Genomic DNA, 19,934 nt, shown 5'->3' on the forward strand with positions numbered 1-19,934 from the left:
GAGGACGACGAGAGCGGGGGCCAGGTAGAGCCAGGGTGTGAAGGCCCCGCAGGCGGACCCGCGGTGCCTTCACACCCTGGCTCTACCTGGCCCCCGCTCTCGTCGTCCTCGCCGCGCTGCTCGGCTACCCGATCTACCAGCTCGGCCTGATCTCCCTCTACCGCTACACACAGGCACAGGTCAGCGGCGGTGAACCGACCGTCTTCCGGGGGTTCGGCAACTACGCCGACGTCTTCGCCGACGACCGGTTCTGGCAGGTGCTGCTCGCCACGGTCGTCTTCGCCGCGGCCTGCGTCCTGTCCACCCTCGCCGTCGGCTGCGCACTCGCCGTGCTCCTCACCCGCGTGCGGGCCCTGCCGCGGCTCGCGCTGATGCTCGCCGCGCTCGGCGCCTGGGCCACGCCCGCCGTCACCGGCTCGACCGTGTGGCTGTTCCTGTTCGACCCCGACTTCGGCCCGGTCAACCGCGTCCTCGGCCTCGACGACCACTCCTGGACGTACGGCCGCTACAGCGCCTTCTTCCTGGTCCTGCTCGAAGTGGTCTGGTGCTCCTTCCCGTTCGTGATGGTCACGGTGTACGCGGGCATCCGCGCCGTACCGTCCGAGGTGCTGGAGGCCGCCGCCCTGGACGGCGCCTCGCAGTGGCGCATCTGGCGTTCGGTCCTCGCGCCGATGCTCCGGCCGATCCTGGTGGTCGTCACCATCCAGTCGGTGATCTGGGACTTCAAGGTCTTCACGCAGATCTACGTCATGACCAACGGCGGCGGCATCGCGGGCCAGAACCTCGTCCTGAACGTCTATGCCTACCAGGAGGCGTTCGCGTCCTCTCAGTACGGGCTCGGCGCGGCGATCGGTGTCGTGATGCTGCTGATCCTGCTCACCGTCACCCTCGGGTACCTGCGGCTGCTGCGTCGGCAGGGGGAGGACATATGAATCTTCCACTGAATCTTCCCCGCTCTCTCGCGAAAGGACTCGTGCGGCATCCGTGGCGGACCGCCGCCGAGGCCTGTGCGCTGCTGGTCGCGGCCGTCGTCGCGTTCCCGCTGTACTGGATGGTGCTGGGCGCCTTCAAACCGGCCGGGGAGATCGAGTCGAGCGAGCCCCGGCCCTGGACCCTGGCGCCGTCCCTGGATTCCTTCCGGCGCGTCTTCGGGCAGCAGGAATTCGGCCGTTACTTCTTCAACAGTCTTGTCGTCGCGGTCACCGTGGTGATCGTCTCGGCGGTCATCGCGTTTCTCGCCGCGACCGCCGTCACCCGATTCCGGTTCCGTTACCGGACCACTCTGCTGATCATGTTCCTGGTGGCCCAGATGGTGCCCGTGGAAGCGCTCACGATCCCCTTGTTCTTCGTGATGCGCGACGCCGGTCAGCTCAACACCCTGGGTGCCCTGATCCTGCCCCACATCGCGTTCTCGCTGCCCTTCGCGATCTGGATGCTGAGGGGCTTCGTGAAAGGCGTTCCGGAGGCCCTGGAGGAGGCCGCGTACCTCGACGGGGCGAGCCGTACGCGATTCATGTGGCAGATCCTTTTCCCGCTCGTGCTGCCCGGTCTCGTCGCCACGAGCGTGTTTTCCTTCATCTCCGCCTGGAACGACTTCCTCTTCGCCAAGTCGTTCATCATCAGCGACACTTCGCAGTCGACGCTGCCGATGGCCCTGCTGGTGTTCTACAAGCCCGACGACCCCGACTGGGGCGGGGTGATGGCCGGTTCGACGGTGATGACGATTCCGGTGCTGGTCTTCTTCGTACTCGTACAGCGACGACTCGTCTCCGGCCTCGGCGGAGCGGTGAAGGACTGACGTGACTTCAGGAAACGAGATCATTCCGGCGCCGCGCGCCGTCGAGGGCCCCATGCGGTGCGGGGTCCAGCTGGACGACTCCACCGTCCTGTGGGCCGCGCCCGGCACCGGGAGCACCGAACGCTGGCTGCGAGCCACGCTCGGCGCCGCCCTCGGCCTGCCGCTGCGGCCCGGCCCCGAGGAGGCCCAGGACGGCGTACGGCTGCTCGTCGACGACACGCTGGGACCGGAGGCGTACCGGCTGAGCGTCATCACCGACCGGGGCGTCGAGATCCGCGGCGGCGACCCGGCCGGCGTCTTCTGGGGGGCGCAGACGCTGCGTCAGCTCCTCGGCCCCGAGGCGTTCCGGCGCGCCCCGGTGCGGCCCGGAACGCGGTACGGCGTCCCGCACCAGATCATCGAGGACGGCCCGCGTTTCCCCTGGCGCGGTCTGCTCCTCGACGTGGCCCGGCACTTCATGCCCAAGGACGGCGTCCTGCGCTACCTGGATCTGATGGCCGCGCACAAACTCAACGTCCTCCACCTCCATCTGACCGACGACCAGGGCTGGCGCGTCGAGATCGAGCGGCACCCCCGGCTGACCGAGGTCGGCTCCTGGCGCTCGCGCACCACATTCGGCCACCGTGCCTCACCGCTGTGGGACGAGAGGCCGCACGGCGGCTTCTACACCCAGGACGACATCCGCGAGATCGTCGCCTACGCCGCCGAACGGCATGTCACCGTCGTCCCCGAGATCGACGTACCCGGTCACTCCCAGGCGGCCATCGCCGCGTATCCCGAACTCGGCAACACCGACGTCGTCGACACCCGCGCCCTCTCCGTCTGGGACACCTGGGGGATCAACCCGAACGTCCTCGCACCCACCGACGACACCCTGCGCTTCTACGAGGGCGTCTTCGAGGAGGTCCTCGCCCTCTTCCCGTCGGAGTTCATCCACGTCGGCGGCGACGAATGCCCCAAGGAGCAGTGGCGCGGCTCACCCACCGCGCAGGCCCGCATCGAGGAACTCGGTCTCGCCGGCGAGGACGGACTACAGGCCTGGTTCATCGGGCACTTCGACACCTGGCTCGCCGCGCGCGGGCGGCGGCTCATCGGCTGGGACGAGATCCTGGAGGGTGGCCTCGCCGACGGTGCCGCCGTGTCGTCCTGGCGCGGATACGCGGGCGGGATCGCCGCCGCGCGCGCGGGACACGACGTCGTCATGTGTCCCGAGCAGTACGTGTACCTGGACCACCGGCAGGACGGCGGCGCCGAGGAGCCCGTGCCGATCGGCTACGTGCGCAGTCTGGAGGACGTCTACCGGTTCGAGCCCGTGCCGCCGGGGCTGACGCCCGAGGAGGCGGCACACGTGCTGGGCACGCAGGCCAACGCGTGGACCGAGGTGATGGAGGACCCCGCGCGCGTCGACTACCAGGTCTTTCCCCGGCTCGCGGCCTTCGCCGAGGTCGCCTGGAGCCGGCTGCCCGCGCCGGAGCGGCGGGACTTCGCCGGCTTCGAGCGGCGGATGGAGGCCCACTACGAGCGGCTCGACGCCCTGGGTGTCGGCTACCGGCCGCCCGGCGGCCCGAAGCCCTGGCAGAAGCGGCCGGGCGTGCTCGGCCGGCCGATCGAGGGGACGCCCCCGATGCGCTGACCGCACCGCCGACGTCGGTCTCGGTAAAACCCGGCAGAATCACCGAAGAGTCGCAATTCACGCACATCGGTGATGCCGTACCAAAACGGGCCATCTCCCTTATGGGGTGGGCGAATGCCTCCTGGCGGACCCCCGCGTCCGGGCCTTGCGAAGATGTGCCAGAGTTGCCACGTCCGCCCTGTCAGCACGTACCGTACGGCAGCACAGGTGGGACCAGGTGGGGCAGCGGGAAGGGGCAGCCGGTTTTGACCACGCACGCACCGCAGGCGGGGCAGGCCGTCACGCTGCCCGCGACCCTGGACGAAGCCGTGGCGGCACTCGCCGTCACACCGGCCGCCGTTCCCGTGGCGGGCGGCACCGACCTGATGGCCGCCGTCAACTCCGGCCAGCTCAGGCCCGCCGCTCTGGTCGGCCTCGGCCGCATCAGCGAGATCCGCGGCTGGCAGTACCAGGACGGGCACGCCCTGCTCGGCGCCGGGCTCACCCACGCCCGCATGGGCCGCCCCGACTTCGCCGCCCTCATCCCGGCGCTCGCCGCCGCCGCGCGCGCGGCGGGCCCGCCGCACATCCGCAACGCGGGCACGCTGGGCGGCAACATCGCCTCCGCCGCTCCCACGGGCGACGCGCTGCCCGTGCTGGCCGCGCTGGAGGCGACCCTGATCATCGCCGGGCCGGGCGGCCTGCGCCGCGAGATCCCGGTGTCGCACCTGCTGGCCGGCATGGACATGCTGCGCGGTGGCGAACTCATCGGGTTCGTGCGCGTGCCCCTGCTGCACGCCCCCCAGGTCTTCCTGAAGGCGACCGGCCGCACCGGCCCCGGACGGGCCGTCGCCTCCGTCGCCCTCGTCCTCGACCCCGCCCGGCGCGGAGTCCGGTGCGCCGTCGGAGCCATAGCGCCGATGCCGCTGCGGCCCCTGGAGGCCGAGCAGTGGGTCGCCCGGCTCATCGACTGGGACAACAACCGCGCCCTCGTCCCCGAGGCGCTGACCGCCTTCGGCGAATACGTCGCCGCCGCCTGCATCCCGGACACCGTCCCCGCCGAGGACGGCTCCGTGCAACCGCTACCGCCCGCCGTACTGCACCTGCGGCGCACCGTCGCCGCACTGGCCCGACGAGCACTGGGGAGGGCACTGTCATGACCGACGACCAGCACGGACAGGGCGCGCCGCCGGGCGGCGGCCGCTGGGACCCGCTGCCCCAGGGCGACTACGACGACGGCGCCACCGCCTTCGTGAAGCTCCCCGAGGGCGGCATCGAGGCCCTGCTGGCCGCCCGCGGCGACGGCAGCCCGCTCGCGGCCCCCGGCCACGGATACGTGCCCCCGCAGATCGAGGCCACGCACGACGGGAGCGACCCCGCCGCGGCCGGCCACGGCGCCTGGGCGGCCCCCGCGTCCGGCACCGACTGGCCCGCACCGGCCGACGGGACGGCCGGCGGCGACCAGTTCACGTACAACCCGGGCGCCACCGGTCAGTGGACCTTCGACGACAGCAACGCGCCCGCCGAGCCCGCGCCCGGCCACGACGTGACCGGCCAGTGGTCGATCCCCGTCGCGGGCGGCGATCTGCCCGACGAGTCGGGCGAGTTCACCACCTCGGCACTGGTCGAACAGTGGGGCGGCGGCACACCCCCGGCCACCCTGCCGGGCGGCGCGTCCGCGCCCTGGGCCACGGAGCCCGCGCCGGACGAGCGGTCCTGGGGCCCGGAGACCGACGGGGCCGGCGCCCCCCTCGCCGACGCCGCGGGCGTACGACCCGACGCGCCCGCCTTCGGCCACTCCCCGCGGCCCGACACCACGGGCGCCGCGGCCCACGAGCACCCGGCCCCGCACGAGCAGCAGCCGCCCGGACTGCCGTACGAGGACGGGCCCGGACCCGTGGAGGCCCACCGGCCGCCCCCCGAGGCCGCCGAGGACCCCCGGGGACCCGAGGCCGCTCGCGAGCCCGCAGAAGCCGCCGAGGACCCCCGGTCCGCGGCGGCCCCGGACCCCGTCGCGGAACACCCCGAGCAGGCCGACGCCGACGCGTTGTCCACGCGCGTGGACGACGACCAGGAAGCGGAGGCGGAGCCCGAGCCGGAGGCGGCACCTCACCACGACGACCACCCCCTCGCCTCCTACGTCCTGCGCGTCAACGGCTCCGACCGGCCTGTCACCGACGCCTGGATCGGCGAGTCCCTGCTCTACGTCCTGCGCGAGCGGCTCGGACTCGCCGGCGCCAAGGACGGCTGCTCCCAGGGCGAGTGCGGGGCCTGCAACGTCCAGGTGGACGGGCGCCTCGTCGCCTCCTGCCTGGTCCCGGCCGTCACCACCGCCGGCAGCGAGATCCGCACCGTCGAGGGCCTCGCCGTCGACGGACAGCCCTCCGACGTACAGCGGGCCCTCGCCCGCTGCGGGGCGGTGCAGTGCGGCTTCTGCGTGCCCGGCATGGCGATGACCGTGCACGACCTGCTGGAGGGCAACCCCGCGCCCACCGACCTGGAGGCCCGCCAGGCGCTCTGCGGCAACCTGTGCCGCTGCTCCGGCTACCGGGGCGTCCTCCAGGCCGTCCAGGACGTCGTCGCCGAACGCGAGGCACACACCGCGGCGGACGCCGAGTCGGACGGCGACGAGGCACGTATTCCGCACCAGGCGGGTCCCGGCGGCGGAGGCATCCACGCCTCCGCCTTCGAGAACCCCGCGCAGCCCCACCCGCACGACCCGGCGTACGGCCAGGACGGAGGCCAGTCGTGACCAGCGAAGCAGCCACCGCGACAAGCCCCGCGGAGGCCGGCCAGGCCCCCGAGCCGATCCCGCACGGCCTCGGCGCCTCCCTGCCGGCCGCCGACGCCCGCGCCAAGACCGAGGGCACCTTCCCGTACGCGGCCGACCTCTGGGCCGAAGGCCTGCTCTGGGCGGCCGTACTGCGCTCCCCGCACGCCCACGCGCGCATCGTCTCCATCGACACCACCCACGCGCGCGAGATGCCTGGCGTACGCGCCGTCGTCACGCACGAGGACGTGCCCGGCAGACCGCTGCACGGACGCGGCCCGGCCGCCGACCGCCCGGTGTTCGCCTCCGAGGTCGTACGCCATCACGGCGAGCCCATCGCGGCCGTCGCCGCCGACCACCCCGACACCGCGCGCATGGCCGCCGCGGCCGTCATCGTCGAGTACGAGGTGCTCGACCCGGTCATCGACCCCGAACTCGCCTTCGAGGCCGAGCCGCTGCACCCCGACGGCAACCTGATCCGGCACATCCCGCTGCACCACGGCGACCCGGCCGCGGCCGGCGAGATCGTCGTCGAGGGCCAGTACCGCATCGGCCGCGCCGACCCCGCCCCGATCGGCGCCGAAGCCGGTCTCGCCGTGCCCAGGCCCGACGGCGGCGTCGAGCTGTACCTCGCCTCCACCGACCCGCACAGCGACCGGGACACCGCCGCGGCCTGCTTCGGCCTGTCACCCGATCAGGTGAAGATCGTCGTCACCGGTGTGCCCGGCGCCACCGCCGACCGCGAGGACCAGGGCTTCCAGCTCCCGCTCGGCCTGCTGGCCCTGCGCACCGGCTGCCCCGTCAAGCTCACCGCGACCCGCGAGGAGTCCTTCCTCGGCCACGCCCACCGCCACCCCACCCTGCTGCGGTACCGCCACCACGCGGACGCCGAGGGCCGGCTCGTCAAGGTGGAGGCGCAGATCCTCCTCGACGCGGGCGCCTACGCCGACACCTCCTCCGAGGCCCTCGCCGCCGCCGTCTCCTTCGCCTGCGGCCCCTACGTCGTCCCCAACGCCTTCATCGAGGGCTGGGCCGTGCGCACCAACAACCCGCCCTCCGGCCACGTCCGCGGCGAAGGCGCCATGCAGGTCTGCGCCGCCTACGAGGCGCAGATGGACAAACTGGCGAAGAAACTCGGCGTGGACCCGGCGGAACTGCGCCTGCGCAACGCCCTGGCCACCGGCGACGTCCTGCCCACCGGCCAGACGGTCACCTGCCCGGCGCCCGTCGCCGAACTCCTCCAGGCCGTCCAGGAGTACCCGCTGCCCGCCCTGCCGAAGGACTCCCCCGAGGAGGACTGGCTGCTGCCCGGCGGCCCCGAGGGCGCGGGCGAACCGGGCGCGGTGCGCCGGGGCGTCGGCTACGGCCTGGGCATGGTCCACATGCTCGGCGCGGAAGGCACCGACGAGGTCTCCACGGCCACCGTCAAGGTCCAGGACGGCGTCGCGACCGTCCTGTGCGCGGCCGTCGAGAGCGGCCAGGGCTTCACCACCCTCGCCCGGCAGATCGTCCAGGAGACCCTCGGTGTCGACGAGGTGCACGTCGCGCCCGTCGACACCGACCAGCCCCCGGCCGGCCCCGGCTGCCGCGGACGGCACACCTGGGTCTCCGGCGGCGCGGTGGAACGCGCGGCCAAGATGGTCCGCACCCAGCTCCTCAAGCCCCTCGCCCACAAGTTCGGCATGTCCCACGAACTCCTCCAGATCACCGACGGCAAGATCACCTCGTACGACGGCGTCCTGTCGACGACCGTCGCCGAGGAACTGCACGGCAAGGAACTGTGGGCCACCGCGCAGTGCCGCCCGCACCCCACCGAGCCGCTGGACGGGGCCGGGCAGGGCGACGCGTTCGTCGGCCTCGCCTTCTGCGCGATCCGCGCCGTCGTGGACGTCGACATCGAACTGGGCTCGGTACGGGTCGTGGAACTGGCGGTCGCCCAGGACGTCGGCCGGATCCTCAACCCGGCCCAGCTCGCCGCCCGGATCGAGGCGGGCGTCACCCAGGGCGTCGGCATCGCCCTCACCGAGAACCTGCGCACCCCGCGCGGCCTGCTCCGCCACCCCGACCTCACCGGCTACGCCCTCCCCACGGCCCTGGACGCGCCGGACATCCGGATCGTCAAGCTGGTCGAGGAGCGGGACGTGGTCGCGCCGTTCGGCGCGAAGGCGGCCAGCGCGGTACCGGTCGTGACGTCCCCGGCGGCGATCGCCTCCGCCGTACGCGCCGCCACCGGCCGCCCGGTGAACCGACTGCCGATAAGGCCGCAGGCGGCCGTGGTCACGGGCCAGTAGGGACGACGCGGGCGCGCGAGGGCAGCCCTCTCGAGGTGTCCCGCGGCCATGTCCCGCCTCCACGACGCGGGCGCGCACGAGGGCGGCCGCCCGTGGCCGTGTTCGTCGCGGCGGGCCGACTGGGACGACGCGGGCGGGCACGAGGGCCGCTGCCCGACCGTTTCGGCCGCGGCGGTGGCGGCGCCCTCGCCGGACCGTGTGCCGCATGTCATGTCCCGGACTCGGCCCGGACACCGGGGAGTTGACCGTGGGGGAGACGGTCGAGGAGATCCTCGTGGGAAGGGAACGCGGGCGCGTGGCCCGGCGTCCTTCTTGTCGAGGGCCGTTGTCAGTGGTGCCGCGTAGTGTGCGCAGCAGTGGGACGGCGAATCTTCACGCACGGGGGACCGATGAGCACGACCAGCACCACCACCGGCACGCCGGTGATCACCCTCTCCGAGGCCGAGCTGGATCCGTACGTCACTCACGCGCCGAGCCGCCGCTGGCTGAGCGGTCCCGGACTGCCCGACGTCGGCGCGCTGGTGACGTTCGAGGCGCTGCGCGCGGACGGCCTGCGCACGGTCGCCGACTCCACCGGCGACCCCGGCCACCGGCTCCCCGACGACCTGCGCGACCAGCTCGTCATCGGCGGACTCCTCGGCCCGGCGGGCCCGGCGACCGAGTCGGTGCTGCTCGACGGCACCACCGGCGAGATCACGACGACGTGCTTCTTCCACGACCGCCCCGACCTGATGGACCGCCGGCCGCTCGCGCCCTCCCTGGAGAAGCTCGTGCGGTTCGCCACGGCGGCCGATGAACTCGCCGCGCTCAGAGGCCAGTTCGCGGCCTACGCCGGGCGCTTCGGGCCCGAGGCGGTGGCCGAGGCGTCCGGACAACTCCTCGCGCTCTACGAGTCGGGGGCCGACGGCGAGGTGCCGCCGTTCTGGCGGCTGGCCGCGGTGGTCCGCCCGCTCGCGTTGATCGCGGGCCCCGGCACGCGTTCCGGGCTCGCCCTGGACCTGCCGCCCCGGCTGCTGGACGAGGAGTTCGACACCGGCGCCATCGTCCGCTTCGAGGAGGTCGACTTCCCGGCCGCCCTCTCCCACGAGCCGACCCGCCGCTTCCTGCGGGAGACGGGCCTGCCCGAGGAATGCGTCTGGTTCTCCCTCGACATGGACGTCCCGCTGCCCACCCTCGCCGAGCACTGGGCGGACGAGCCGGACACCCGGCTCCCCGAAGGCGCCGACCGCCTGATCCGCCTCGGCCACCTCGTGGAGGACACCAGCCTCGTCCTCGACGGCACCACGGGCGCCGTGCTGTCCTGGAGCGAGGCGGAGGCCCGGCTCCGCCCGCTGAACGCCGACATCTCGACACTGGCGTTCACCCTCTGGCTCGTCCACCGCGAGCACACCCTCGACGCGGACCATGAACTGACCGAGGCCTACGACCAGTTGGCCGACACCATGACCCGCACCCTCGCCGCCCTCGACCCGGTGGCCTGCGACCCGACGCCCAGAACACCCACCGACGACGGCTGGCGCTACTGGCCGGGCATGTTCGAGGACGAGGCGGGCGGCGGACTCTACGCGTAGGGGGGCTCCGCACCGTAAGGTCCCCGCATGGACTGGCTGGCCCCGGTGAACACATTGACAGGCGCGGCGATCGGCATCGGATCGACCTTGCTGGCGGACCGCTTCCGCTGGCGCCGCGACCGCGAGGCACTCAACCAGGACACACGCCGGCAGGCCTACGCGGCGTTCATGGCCGCGCTGTCCGACGTCTACTCCCGGCTGCACGAGACGGCCCGCGAGACCCTCCCCCCGGCGGAGGCCCGCACGGCAGCGAACGACGTCTTCGCCACCAGCAACCTCTACCCGCTCCGCTACGAACTCGCCCTGATAGCCCCCTGGGACGTCATGGAACCGGTCAACCAGGCCTTCTGGAAGGTCCGCGACCTACGCGACCTGGTCGCCACAGGCACTCACACGGACGCCCCGGACTTCCGAGCCCACGTGGGCGACTACCTGAAAGCCACGGAGTCGGCCCAGACGGCGATGCGACGAGACCTGGGCACGTCCTGGCCGCAGGGGGCTGGGGGAGGGGCGTAGGCGGAAACGCCTCAGCCGCTGGGCGGAGTTGGAGGCCGTGGCGGGATTCGAACCCGCGTAACTCGCTTCAGCGACTTGTCCGCTTGATCTCGATGGCGAGGGCGCCGAGGGCCTCCTTCTCGGGGCCGTAGATGGTGCGGATGTTGGCGAGTTGCTGGTCGCGGGTGGCGGTCGGGTTGACGTTGAACGGGCCTTCGCCGTCGAGGAGAGCCTCGAAGTCGGGGTACTCGGTGACGCGGAGGACCTCGACGTCGCAGGTTTCGTCGGTGCCCTTGATGCGGAAGCGGATGGTGTCGCCGGCGGCGAGGTCATCGAGGCGCGGGTATTTGACCCGCACCTCGATGGTCTTGGTGCCCACTGCCACCAGCTCGAAGTACTGGCGGTAGAGGTTGAGTTCGCGGACGCGGGCGGTGCGGTCGGTCATCGGGAGGGAACGCTCCTGGGGGACGGCGCGGTGATCAGGCGGCCGATCTCGGCTGCCGAGTATGAGCGGAAGAAGTGGCGGGGGTCGGAGAGCAGGGTCTCGGCCATGGCGAGCAACTGATCGGCGTACTCGGTGACGGTGCCGGGCCACTGCCGGGTGTCGAGCATCCAAGGGGCGGCGCCCTCAGGCAAGGGGGCACGGCCTTCTCGGATGAGGGATTTCGACAACTTGGCGCCGGTGTCGGTCACGACCTGGGGGCAGAACAGTCGGGCCGGGAGCTGGGTACGGGTGAGGCCCACGGCCTGGAGGGCCTCGTCGACGAGGTGGGAGCCGAAGACCCAGTCGCCGCCCTTGACCATGACGTGCAGGGCGCCCTGGGAGCTGGTCAGGGTGAGTTCCTTGACCAGGTTGCGGTACAGGGTGGCCAGGTCGAGATACTCGCCGCTGGTGGGCGTGACCGTGGCCTCGTACGTGCCGTGGTGGAGGCACACGGCGGAGATCGTCGCCGCCTCGGGGCCGGCGAGGTGGACCCGGGTGCGTTCAGCGTGCTTCTCCGCCCAGCCGCAACTGGGATGCGGGCAGGGGACGCGGAGGTGCGGGGTGCCGGTGGAGGGGGCGAGCCACCAACGGGCGGCGTCGAGGCGGGGGAGGAGTCGGAGCCATGTGCGGCGGTAGTGCTCGCCGGCCTGCTGCTGTGTATACGTCTCGATGCGGTGCGGGATGCCCAGGCGCCCGGACAGGGCGGCGAAGAGGGGCTGGTAAAGCGTGGCGATGAGGGCGTTCAGGGCCTGCTCTCCGATGGCTTGGGCGTAGGCGCGCTGGTAACGGTGGCCGCTGGCCGGGTCGGTGGTCAGCTCGTACGGGGCGTTGTCGAGGGCGCTGAAGACCACCTCGGTGGGGAGGCCGAAGCGGTTGCGCAGTCGGGCGGCCATGGCGAAAGCCAGGGACTGCACGAGCGAGGTGCCGATGTGCGGGGCGCCATTGATCTGCGTGCCGACGACCAGCACGATCCGTTTGGGCGGCGCGGCCAGGATGCGCGGGGTCAGGACGTCTTCGGCATGGAGGAGGGCGTTGGCGAGGACGGTGTTCGGCGAGACGGGGTGCGCGGTCATGTTGTGTCCCCCTGAGGGCCGGTGATGCGGGGCGGCATAGAGACGGCCCCGCTCTTGTCACGGTTGAATCCGGCCCACACGCACTTCCCGGGGCCCGTCCGCTCCTCCACGCCCCAGATGTCGGCAGTCGTCGAGACGATCAGCAGGCCGCGGCCGTCGACGGCGGACTCCTCGGGAACGCGCTGCGTCGGCGTGTTCTCGCCGCTGTCGTGGACCTCGATCCGCAGCTGCTCATCGAGGGACTCGACGCGTACCAGGACCAGTCGGCCCACGGGCGCCCCGTGCAGCACGGCGTTGGTGACGAGCTCCGAGGCGCACAGCCGGATGTCGTCGAGGCGATTCGTCTCACCCCATTCGGTCAGCGTGGCGGCGACGAAGTTGCGAGCGGTACGCGGCGTGGTCCGGCGACGGGGGAACAGCATGGTGCGGTGCCGTCCCGTGGCCGGAAGGAGATCCGAGGCGGCTTCGGATGTCTCATTGGTGAGTCTGCTTGCCATGGTCAACAGCAAAGCGACTTAACTCATTTGGGTCGGGAGCCAGCACAGGGGCCAAGGCGGGGGCCACTATGGGGGCCAGAGGTCACGTGTTCCTGGGGGACGGCATGGGCGACACCGGGATCGGCGCCTTGCTCGTCCGGCTGCGCACTGTGCGTGGCTGGAGCCAGCAGAGGGTCGCCGACGAGTTCAACACCTTGGAAGGGCGCTCCGCGAAGACCGGCAAGGAGATCGGACGCTACGAGCGCGAAGCGCGCATCCCGATTCCCTATGCCCGGAAGTACCTGGCGCAGGTCTTCGGTGTCGATGCCGCCCTGCTCGACCAAGCCGTTGCCACAAGTAAGAGGCGGCGGGACGTGGCCGGTGCCACCGAGGTTGAGATCGTGCTGTCTGCGCTGTCACCCGAAGGCACCCGCGTTTGTGGAGATCCGCTGTCGGAGGACGCGGTGCGGTCTGCCGAGTTCGCCCGGTTCATCGCGCACCGCAATGCCGACGAGTTCGTCGTCGAGCAGTTGGAGGCGGACGTCGGCCGACTCGCCCGCACGTACGTCAGCCACCCGTTGATGGAGCAGTACGTCGAGATCAAGCGGTTACGGGACGGGGTGTTCGAGCTGCTGCGTGGGCGCCAGCACCCCCGGCAGACCATCGACCTCTACCTCTCCGCCTCCCGCCTCTGCGGCCTGTCCGCGCACGTCTGCCTTGATCTCGGAGCTTACGACTCTGCCGCCACCCACGCCCGTACCGCTCGCGCCTGCGCCGAGACGGCCGGACATGAGGGGATGCTGGCCTGGGTGCGAGCCGTGGAGTCGCTGATTGCGTACTGGACTGGCCGGTACGAGCAGGCGGCACGGCTGGCTCAGGCCGGCCGTCGACACAGGGCGAGTGGCAGCATCGGCGCCCGCCTGGCGAGTCTGGAGGCGCGGGCGTTGGCGATAGTCGGCGACTCGGCAGGCGCGCTCGCCGCCTTGTCGGACGCCGAACGCTCTCGTGGGGCGATCTCGGGTCGGGACGAGGTGCCGGGAGTCTTCGACTTTCCTGTCGCCAAGCAGTTCGCATACGCCGGGACGACCCTTCTGGCCGTGGGCGGGCAGGAGCACGTTCAGCGGGCCATCGTCAGCGCGGAGACGGCGATTCGGCTCTACCGCAGTGCGGACGGCGACGATCAGTCCGTCGGTGACCTGTTCGCTGCCCACGTCGACCTCGCTCGCGGACACCTGCTCCTGGGTGACCTGGACGGGACTGAGGAGATGCTCGGCTTCGTCCTCGGGTCCTCGCCGGAGCGGATGTCGGCCAGCATCGTGCGCCGCCTCACCGCTCTCGGGCGGGAGCTGGGAGGGCCGCAGTACGGTGGTGCCGCGCAGGCGGTACACCTGTGTGAACGACTCCAGCACACGGCCGTTCGTGCGTGCGTCCCTGCCCGCCGCCCATCCTCCGGAGTTGCCGACGTGACCGACCTGTCCGCCGCCCACGACGCCGCTGTCACCGACCGGACCCGCCTGGCGGGCAGCGCCTACAACGGAGACCGGGACCTTGCGGCCCGGCAGTCGCTCTATCGGTGGCAGACGCCTCGATACGACCTGCCGCGTCTCGTCGCCGAGCAGTTGAGCGACGTGCGTGGCCGGGTCGTCGATATCGGCTGCGGCAACGGCAAGTTCATCCAGCGGCTCCGTGAGGACCGTCCGGACCTGGATCTGCTCGGTCTCGACATCGCGCCCGGCATCCTTGCCGGCGTTCCCGGTCCGGTTGCCGTTGCGGACGCCACGAGTCTGCCGCTGGCGGCGGGGAGCATCGACGCGGCCCTGGCGCTGCACATGCTCTACCACGTGCCCGACATCCCCCAGGCGGTCGGGGAGCTTGCCCGTGTCTTGGCCGGCGACGGGGTGGTGGTCGCCTCCACCAACAGCGACCGCGACAAGGTCGAGCTCGACGAGCTGTGGCAGCGGGCCGCCGGCGATGTCCTGGGCATCGACCGAGGCCCGGCCCGGATCTCGCTCAGTGCCCGCTTCTCCCTCGAGAAGGCCCTCGCCTTCCTCGGCGAGGAGTTCAGCCGTGTGGAGGTCGTCGAACTGCCTGGGACCATTACCCTCCACGACCCCGACCCTGTCATCACCCACATGGCCTCGTATCGCGCCTGGGCAGACCAACACGACGTCCCCTTCGGCGCGACCATTGACCGGGCCCGCACGCTGGTGATCGAGCACATCGCCCGGCACGGGGCGTACACGATCACCTGCCTGGGCGGCATCCTCATTTGCCGGAAGTGAGCGGCGTTCGGCCGCAGGTGGGGGACAGCCCGGTTCTGGAGTACCAGCCCCTCCATACCGACGTGTCGCTATCAATGAGCGCGTTCGCCTGCTCAGGCAGGCAGAGGCCGTGGCGGGAATCGAACCCGCGTAAGTCGCTTTGCAGGCGAGCCCCTGAACCACTCGGGCACACGGCCGTGTGACAACTCTTCGCTCACGGCCGTGGTGGGATGCGAACCCGCGTGACTCCCCGCGAGCGGAGCTCGCTGATGAGTGCAGCGCGGGCGAGCCCCTGAACCACTCGGGCACACGGCCGTGTGAGAAGCGGTTCTTCGTGAACCGCTTCGTCATGGCCTGACCGTAGGCCCCCGGAACCGCGGGCCTCAAGGGAAGCTCGGGGGCCGCAATGCGACTGCCATGTTCCGTTCATGAATGGGGTGGGACCGGGGGGCGGCCGGGCCGGGTGTAGGACCAATGGATGAGGGCCGGTCCCGTCTCTCGACAGGGGTCAAAGTTGGTTGTGGGCCTTACTCTGGCGGGCATGGCCGTCCATGAACCTCGCGACACCGGTGTCGCAGACGTACCCGGGAAGTCCAGCTCGCGCCGACCGGAGGAGGGCGTGCTGGGGCGGGACCTCCGGGCCCTGAGCATCGGGATCGTGTCCGTGGTGCTGCTGATCGCCTTCGAGGCGACCGCCGTGGGGACGGCGATGCCGGTCGCGGCGCGGGAGCTGGACGGGCTGTCCCTCTACGCCTTCGCCTTCTCGGGATACTTCACGACCAGCCTGTTCGGCATGGTGCTGGCTGGCCAGTGGTCCGACCGGCGAGGCCCGCTCGGGCCGCTGACCTGCGGGATCGCCACCTTCGCCGCGGGGCTGGTGCTGTCGGGGACCGCCGGGGTCATGTGGCTGTTCATCCTCGGGCGGGCCGTGCAGGGGCTGGGCGGCGGGCTGGTGATCGTCGCGCTGTACGTCGTCGTGGGACGGGCCTATCCCGAGCGGCTGCGGCCCGCGATCATGGCGGCGTTCGCGGCGAGCTGGGTCGTGCCGTCGGTGGTGGGACCGCTGGCGTCCGGCGCGGTGACCGAGCACCTCGGCTGGCGGTGGGTGTTCCTCGGCATCCCCGTACTGGTCCTCTTCCCGCTCGCCCTGGCGCTGCCGCAGATACGGCGGCTGGCCGCGGGCCCGGTGGACGGCACCCCGGACGCCTCCTCCGACCGGCGCCGCATCCGCCTCGCCCTGGGCATCTCCCTCGGTGCTGCGCTGCTCCAGTACGCGGCACAGGACCTGCGCCCGCTGTCGCTCCTGCCCGCCGCCGCGGGCGCCGCCCTGCTGGTGCCGGCCGTCCTCGGCCTGCTTCCGCACGGCACCTGGCGGGCGGCCCGCGGCCTGCCCTCGGTGGTGCTGCTGCGCGGGGTGGCCGCGGGGTCGTTCATCGCCGCCGAGTCCTTCGTGCCGCTGATGCTGGTCACCCAGCGCGGCCTCAGCCCGACCCTTGCCGGGTTCTCCCTCGCGGCCGGCGGGGTGACCTGGGCGCTGGGTTCCTGGGTGCAGTCCCGGCCCGGCGTGGAGCCGTACCGGGACCGGCTGGTGACCGGGGGCATGGTGCTCGTGTCCGCCGCCATCGCCGCCGCGCCGAGCGTCCTGATCGACGCGGTGCCCGCCTGGACGGTGGCCGTCGCCTGGGCCTTCGGCTGCTTCGGGATGGGCCTGGTGATCTCCTCCACGAGCGTGCTGCTGCTCAAGCTGTCCGCTCCCGAGGAGGCCGGTTCCAACTCGGCGGCCCTCCAGATCTCCGACGGCCTGTCCAACGTGCTGCTGCTGGCCGCGGGCGGTGCCGCCTTCGCGGCGCTCGGCGGCGGAACCGTGTCGCACACGGCCACCGAGGCCGCCGGCGGCTCGCATCCGGCCGCCTTCGCCGCCGTGTTCCTGCCGATGGCGGGGGTGGCGCTGGTGGGGGCGTGGGTGACGACGCGGCTGCGACAGAGGGTGAGCGATGGTTCGGCTGTGACGTGAGTCCCACCCAGGGGCGACCTGGCGTCGTTCGCACGGTGGCGGTGGGGGACCGCCGGTAGGGTGGCCCGGTTGTCATACGCACCGTGCCGCCCCAAGCCGCACGGTGTGCGAGACCGCAAGAAGCCCAACGCACGGTGTGCGAGACCGCACGAAGCCCAACGCACGGTGCGAGACCGCACGAAGCCGAACGCACCGTGCGCGTACCGCACGAAGCCGAACGACCCACGAACCGGAGACCGTGACTACCACCGCCGCCTCCACCCCCACCTCCCACCACCTCTCTCCCGCCTTTCCCGGCCGGGCCCCCTGGGGTACTGCCGGCAAGCTGCGTGCCTGGCAGCAGGGGGCGATGGAGAGATACCTCCAGGAGCAGCCGCGCGACTTCCTCGCCGTCGCCACCCCCGGCGCCGGGAAGACCACGTTCGCGCTGACCCTCGCCTCCTGGCTGCTGCACCACCACGTCGTGCAGCAGGTGACCGTGGTCGCGCCCACCGAGCATCTGAAGAAGCAGTGGGCGGAGGCGGCCGCGCGGATAGGGATCCGGCTGGACCCCGAGTACAGCGCCGGGCCGCTCAGCAAGGACTACCACGGCGTCGCCGTGACGTACGCGGGCGTCGGCGTGCGGCCGATGCTGCACCGCAACCGCGTCGAGCAGCGCAAGACCCTCGTCATCCTCGACGAGATCCACCACGCCGGTGACTCGAAGTCCTGGGGCGAGGCCTGCCTGGAGGCGTTCGAGCCGGCCACGCGGCGGCTGGCGCTCACCGGTACGCCGTTCCGCTCCGACACCAACCCGATCCCCTTCGTGGCGTACGAGGAGGGCAACGACGGCATCCGGCGCTCGTCCGCCGACTACACCTACGGCTACGGTTCCGCCCTCGCGGACAACGTCGTGCGGCCCGTCATCTTCCTCTCCTACAGCGGCAACATGCGCTGGCGCACGAAGGCCGGCGACGAGATCGCCGCCCGCCTCGGCGAGCCGATGACGAAGGACGCGATCAGTCAGGCCTGGCGTACGGCGCTGGACGCGCGCGGCGAGTGGATGCCGAGCGTGCTGCGCGCCGCCGACCAGCGGCTCACCGAGGTCCGTAAGGCCATCCCGGACGCGGGCGCCCTGGTCATCGCCTCCGACCAGGACTCGGCCCGCGCCTACGCCAAGCTGATCCGGGAGATCACCGGGTCCAAGGCGACGCTCGTGCTGTCCGACGACACCGGCGCGTCGAACCGGATCGACGAGTTCAGCGCGAGCAACGACCGGTGGATGGTCGCGGTGCGGATGGTGTCGGAGGGCGTCGACGTGCCGCGGCTCGCCGTCGGCGTGTACGCCACCACCATCTCCACGCCCCTCTTCTTCGCCCAGGCCGTCGGCCGTTTCGTACGGTCGCGGCGGCGCGGCGAGACGGCGTCCGTGTTCCTGCCGACCGTGCCCGACCTCCTCGGTTTCGCCAACGAGATGGAACGCGAGCGCGACCACGTCCTCGACAAGCCCAAGAAGGACGGCGAGGAGGACCCCTACGCCGAGGAGGACAAGCTCCTCCAGGAAGCCGAGAAGCAGCAGGACGAGGACACCGGCGACCAGGACATGCTGCCCTTCGAGGCGCTGGAGTCCGACGCCGTCTTCGACCGGGTCATGTACAACGGCGCCGAGTTCGGCATGCAGGCCCACCCCGGCAGCGAGGAGGAGCAGGACTACCTCGGCATCCCCGGACTCCTGGAGCCCGACCAGGTGCAGATGCTCCTCCAGAAGCGCCAGGCCAAGCAGATCGCGCACAGCCGTAAGAGGCCGGACGGGGAGGCCGACCTGCTGGAGCTGCCGGCCGAGCGGCGGCCGGTCGTCTCCCACAAGGAGCTGATGGAGCTGCGCAAGCAGCTCAACACGATGGTCGGCGCGTACGTCCACCAGAGCGGCAAGCCGCACGGCGTCATCCATACCGAGCTGCGCCGTGTGTGCGGCGGGCCGCCGAGCGCGGAGGCGACGGCGGGGCAGCTGCGGCAGCGCATCGCCAAGGTGCAGGAGTGGGCGACCCGGATGAAGTGACGCCCCATGGCGTCCACCCGCACGTCGGCAGGGGGCGCTCGGCGCTCGTCGCGCACCGTACGTATAGGGACAAACGCAGGTAGTCCATGTCGGCCAGTGACCGGATTCTGGACGGAGCCTTCCGCTGAGCGAACCTGCTTCGCTACTGTCCCGCTACGCACACGCCCCGTGGCAGCGCCGCCGCGGAGCGCAGCCGTGAAGCGACCGGGTCCGGACACGCCGGGCCCCTCTGCCGATCGGCGGCCTCTGACGCGCGTCGCTGACGGGACTCGGCGACGCATCCGCCGCTGTGAAGGCCGCCGACCCCTCACTACTTAAGGAGTGGGCGTCGTGACCGCGGAGACCTCCCAGACGCTCGACAGGGGACTGAGGGTCCTCAAACTGCTGGCCGATACGGACCACGGGCTGACCGTCACCGAGCTTTCCAACAAACTGGGCGTCAACCGGACCGTTGTGTACCGCTTGCTCGCCACCCTGGAGCAGCACGCCCTCGTACGACGTGACCTGGGCGGACGAGCCCGGGTCGGACTCGGCGTGCTGAGGCTGGGGCGGCAGGTGCACCCGCTGGTACGCGAGGCCGCGCTGCCCGCGCTGCGGTCGCTGGCCGAGGACATCGGGGCGACCGCCCATCTGACCCTGGTCGACGGGGCGGAGGCGTTGGCCGTCGCCGTCGTCGAGCCGACGTGGACCGACTATCACGTGGCCTACCGGGCCGGGTTCCGGCATCCGCTGGACCGGGGGGCGGCCGGCAAGGCGATCCTCTCCGCCCGGCAGCGGACGGCTTCCGGGGAGCCCGGCTACACCCTCACCCACGGCGAACTGGAGGCCGGCGCGAGCGGGGCGGCGGCGCCTCTGCTGGGCGTGACGGGGGTCGAGGGCAGCGTGGGAGTCGTGATGCTGGCCGACGCGGTGCCGGAACGGGTGGGGCAGCGGGTGATGGACGCGGCGCGGGAGGTGGCGGAGGCGCTGCGCTGACCGCGCGGCTCGGGGCGTGGCGAGGGGCTGCGCCGAGAGTGGCGTGAGAGGCGGGCCGGGGTCGGTGCTGGGGCTG

The 19,934-nt window shown here is 72.0% G+C and carries 15 protein-coding genes and 2 tRNA genes; 12 read left to right on the forward strand and 5 right to left on the reverse strand.

Annotated features, from left to right (window positions below; genetic code table 11):
* Window positions 1-86: 86 nt before the first annotated feature.
* The 8 genes from P1P75_RS27175 (at window position 87) to P1P75_RS27210 (ending at window position 10,558) form a co-directional block, all read left to right on the forward strand.
* Window positions 87-932, forward strand: a complete 846-nt coding sequence (locus P1P75_RS27175) for a sugar ABC transporter permease (protein WP_319260076.1) — start codon at window positions 87-89, stop codon at window positions 930-932.
* Window positions 929-1,798: a carbohydrate ABC transporter permease gene (locus P1P75_RS27180; RefSeq protein ID WP_319260046.1), complete on the forward strand. Its 870-nt coding sequence runs from the start codon at window positions 929-931 to the stop codon at window positions 1,796-1,798. The genes P1P75_RS27175 and P1P75_RS27180 overlap by 4 nt, the downstream gene beginning before the upstream one ends.
* A 1-nt stretch (window position 1,799) precedes the next feature.
* Window positions 1,800-3,431 carry a beta-N-acetylhexosaminidase gene (locus tag P1P75_RS27185; RefSeq protein ID WP_319260048.1) on the forward strand — a complete coding sequence of 544 codons (1,632 nt, stop codon included), beginning with the start codon at window positions 1,800-1,802 and terminating at the stop codon, window positions 3,429-3,431.
* Between the two features lie 245 nt (window positions 3,432-3,676).
* Window positions 3,677-4,570: an FAD binding domain-containing protein gene (locus P1P75_RS27190; protein WP_319260051.1), complete on the forward strand. Its 894-nt coding sequence runs from the start codon at window positions 3,677-3,679 to the stop codon at window positions 4,568-4,570.
* The gene (locus P1P75_RS27195; protein ID WP_319260054.1) at window positions 4,567-6,162 is read left to right on the forward strand and encodes a 2Fe-2S iron-sulfur cluster-binding protein; all 1,596 of its coding nucleotides are present in this window, start codon (window positions 4,567-4,569) and stop codon (window positions 6,160-6,162) included. Before P1P75_RS27190 ends, P1P75_RS27195 begins: the two co-directional genes overlap by 4 nt.
* Entirely contained in the window at window positions 6,159-8,471 is a 2,313-nt protein-coding gene (locus P1P75_RS27200) for a molybdopterin cofactor-binding domain-containing protein (protein ID WP_319260057.1), read from the forward strand. The genes P1P75_RS27195 and P1P75_RS27200 overlap by 4 nt, the downstream gene beginning before the upstream one ends.
* Before the next feature lie 389 nt (window positions 8,472-8,860).
* Window positions 8,861-10,042 carry an SUKH-4 family immunity protein gene (locus tag P1P75_RS27205; protein WP_319260060.1) on the forward strand — a complete coding sequence of 394 codons (1,182 nt, stop codon included), beginning with the start codon at window positions 8,861-8,863 and terminating at the stop codon, window positions 10,040-10,042.
* A gap of 27 nt (window positions 10,043-10,069) precedes the next feature.
* Complete coding sequence (locus P1P75_RS27210; protein ID WP_319260063.1) at window positions 10,070-10,558, forward strand: hypothetical protein; 489 nt, start codon at window positions 10,070-10,072, stop codon at window positions 10,556-10,558.
* A 67-nt stretch (window positions 10,559-10,625) separates the two neighbouring features.
* Here the strand turns inward: P1P75_RS27210 and P1P75_RS27215 are convergent, their stop codons facing one another.
* From P1P75_RS27215 to P1P75_RS27225, 3 genes are read right to left on the reverse strand one after another with little or no spacing between them, the layout of a single operon-like run.
* On the reverse strand, window positions 10,626-10,982 hold the full coding sequence (locus P1P75_RS27215) for an ASCH domain-containing protein (protein ID WP_319260065.1): 357 nt from the start codon (window positions 10,980-10,982) through the stop codon (window positions 10,626-10,628).
* Window positions 10,979-12,094, reverse strand: a complete 1,116-nt coding sequence (locus P1P75_RS27220) for a hypothetical protein (protein WP_319260068.1) — start codon at window positions 12,092-12,094, stop codon at window positions 10,979-10,981. The genes P1P75_RS27215 and P1P75_RS27220 overlap by 4 nt, the downstream gene beginning before the upstream one ends.
* Entirely contained in the window at window positions 12,091-12,591 is a 501-nt protein-coding gene (locus P1P75_RS27225; protein WP_319260070.1) for an ATP-binding protein, read from the reverse strand. The genes P1P75_RS27220 and P1P75_RS27225 overlap by 4 nt, the downstream gene beginning before the upstream one ends.
* A 1,442-nt stretch (window positions 12,592-14,033) precedes the next feature.
* Here P1P75_RS27225 and P1P75_RS27230 point away from each other — a divergent pair.
* Window positions 14,034-14,852, forward strand: a complete 819-nt coding sequence (locus tag P1P75_RS27230; RefSeq protein ID WP_319260077.1) for a class I SAM-dependent methyltransferase — start codon at window positions 14,034-14,036, stop codon at window positions 14,850-14,852.
* A gap of 104 nt (window positions 14,853-14,956) precedes the next feature.
* Here P1P75_RS27230 and P1P75_RS27235 read toward each other — a convergent pair.
* Window positions 14,957-15,028: transfer RNA gene (locus P1P75_RS27235), tRNA-Cys, on the reverse strand.
* 20 nt (window positions 15,029-15,048) lie between these two features.
* Window positions 15,049-15,146: transfer RNA gene (locus tag P1P75_RS27240), tRNA-OTHER, on the reverse strand.
* 226 nt (window positions 15,147-15,372) lie between these two features.
* Between P1P75_RS27240 and P1P75_RS27245 the strand changes: the two genes are divergently transcribed.
* The 3 genes from P1P75_RS27245 to P1P75_RS27255 all read left to right on the forward strand — a co-directional run bounded on the left by P1P75_RS27245 (window position 15,373) and on the right by P1P75_RS27255 (window position 19,858).
* On the forward strand, window positions 15,373-16,845 hold the full coding sequence (locus tag P1P75_RS27245; protein ID WP_319260072.1) for an MFS transporter: 1,473 nt from the start codon (window positions 15,373-15,375) through the stop codon (window positions 16,843-16,845).
* Between the two features lie 238 nt (window positions 16,846-17,083).
* A complete protein-coding gene (locus P1P75_RS27250; RefSeq protein ID WP_319260074.1) occupies window positions 17,084-18,883 on the forward strand; it encodes a DEAD/DEAH box helicase in 1,800 nt (599 codons plus the stop codon).
* A 330-nt stretch (window positions 18,884-19,213) separates the two neighbouring features.
* Window positions 19,214-19,858, forward strand: a complete 645-nt coding sequence (locus tag P1P75_RS27255) for an IclR family transcriptional regulator (protein ID WP_073495779.1) — start codon at window positions 19,214-19,216, stop codon at window positions 19,856-19,858.
* Window positions 19,859-19,934: the final 76 nt, after the last annotated feature.

It is taken from the genome of Streptomyces sp. ID05-39B (assembly GCF_033794725.1).
GTDB lineage: Bacteria > Actinomycetota > Actinomycetes > Streptomycetales > Streptomycetaceae > Streptomyces > Streptomyces bobili.